Source organism: Streptomyces aurantiacus JA 4570, from assembly GCF_000414115.1.
Classification (GTDB): domain Bacteria; phylum Actinomycetota; class Actinomycetes; order Streptomycetales; family Streptomycetaceae; genus Streptomyces; species Streptomyces aurantiacus_A.
Genome location: NZ_AOPZ01000340.1, coordinates 1 through 1,811, shown reverse-complemented (window position 1 = coordinate 1,811; position 1,811 = coordinate 1). Strand labels below are relative to the sequence as shown.

The 1,811-nt window shown below is 71.6% G+C and carries 2 protein-coding genes; both read left to right on the top strand.

Features of this window, described 5'->3' with window-relative positions; translation table 11 throughout:
• The first annotated feature begins 602 nt into the window (after positions 1–602).
• Complete coding sequence (locus STRAU_RS28930; RefSeq protein ID WP_016643966.1) at positions 603–1,052, top strand: subtilase-type protease inhibitor; 450 nt, start codon at positions 603–605, stop codon at positions 1,050–1,052.
• A gap of 248 nt (positions 1,053–1,300) precedes the next feature.
• On the top strand, positions 1,301–1,811 hold a 511-nt coding region (locus STRAU_RS28925), incomplete at its 3' end, for a cupin domain-containing protein (RefSeq protein ID WP_037662603.1).

The window sequence follows — 1,811 nt, the reverse complement described above, 5'->3', positions numbered from 1 at the left end:
GGACGTGGACCGGGTGTCGGCGGTGGCCCGCACCCACCTCGGCGACCGACCGTACACAATCGCGTTCGAGGAGGGCGGGCACCTGAGCCCCGAAACGGCCCGCGATCACGCGCCGCCGCCCGTCGGCGCAGCCCACGGCCCCGCGCCCACCTCCACGCGCCCAGACGCCGACCGGCCCACGTCCACCCCAAAAGCCGCAAACAGGCCGGACCCCGCCAGCCCCGCCCGCCGCTTGTAACGCGCCTCCGCACCCGCGGTCAACCGCTGCTTTCCGGTCGAAGGCCGCGCCGCAGAAAACAACCAACCGCTCATTTTCCCAGGTCAGCCGGTTGTTCCGCGTTATACCACCTGACTACATCCGCGTCCTGGGCGGTCGACAGGTGCGCCGCCCGGCCGCCCTGAGCTGCCCGAACGGTCATTCGGCCCTCGCTCAGCGGAGCCAGTCATCCGGAAATCGACCATCCGTTTGCCGCTCACTCAGCGCACTTGCCAGACTCCTCACCGCAACCGCAAGCAGCACACGCAATCTCCATGTAACACCCGGCAATACCCACAAGAAACACAATCCTTGCACCATCAACCAGCATTGAAGGAGCGTCAAAGTGCGTCACCTCCTGAAGACCGTGAGCGCGGCCGCCGCCGTGGCCGCCGGAGTCCTGACCGTCTCAGCGGTCTCGACCGGCGCGGCCGGGGCAGCGACCCCTGAGCCGACGGGCCTCTACGCGCCGTCGGACCTTGTGCTCACCGTCGGCCAGGGCGAAGACGCCGCCACGGCCACGGTGCAGCGCGCGGTCACTCTCAGCTGTGCGCCCAGGGCCACCGGCACTCACCCCGCGCCGCGCGCGGCCTGCGCCGAACTCGACTCCGTCGAGGCGAAGTTCGACCAGCTCGTCGACAAGGCGCCGAAGGGCGTGTGCACCAAGGAATGGAACCCGGTCGTGGTCTCCGCGGCCGGCGTCTGGCAGGGCAAGCACGTCGCGTGGACAACCACGTTCGGCAACCCGTGCATGAAGAACGCGGCAATCGCGAACGGCGCCCTGCTCAACTTCTGACGGACCGTCCGTCCCCGCACGACTCCTGACGGACCCTCCGTCCTCCCCGGACACCTCGGCAACCTTTCGTGGGGGGAGGAAGCCGAGGCACGCGGCCCCCGATGTCCCGAGCATCGGGGGCCGCACAATGCGTTCTTCCGGAACCTGCCGGAAGTCCCGGCACCCTTCGGGAGCCCCTGGAACCTTTCGGAAGCCCCGGAACCTGCCGGATGCTGTCCGGGAACCCGTCCGGCCCGAGGAGGTCCCCCGTGCCCACCCCCGACCCCGCCGTCCACGACGGCCTGCCCGGCGGCATCGGCGTGTCCCGGCTGCGCGTGTACGACTGGCCGGCCGCCGACGGACTCCGGGGCGGCACGCCCCACCTGCATCTCACCTGCACGGAGGGCTACACGGTCGTGAGCGGCCGCGGCGCCGTCCAGACCCTCACCCCCGCCGGCTTCCGGCAGGACCCGCTCGCGCCCGGGGCCCTCGTGTGGTTCACTCCCGGCACCATCCACCGGCTCGTCAACGAGGGCGATTTGACCATCCATGTCCTGATGCAGAACAGCGGTCTGCCCGAGGCGGGCGACGCCGTGCTCACGCTGCCGCCGCACCTGCTCGCCGACCCCGCGACGTACCGCGCGGCCGTCGCCCTGCCCGCCGACGGAACCGAACAGGCCACCGAGGCCGCCGCCCGGCGCCGGCGCGACCTGGCCGTCGAGGGGTTCACCGCGCTGCGCGCCGCCACGGGGGCCGGTGACCCCGAGCCGCTGGCCGCCT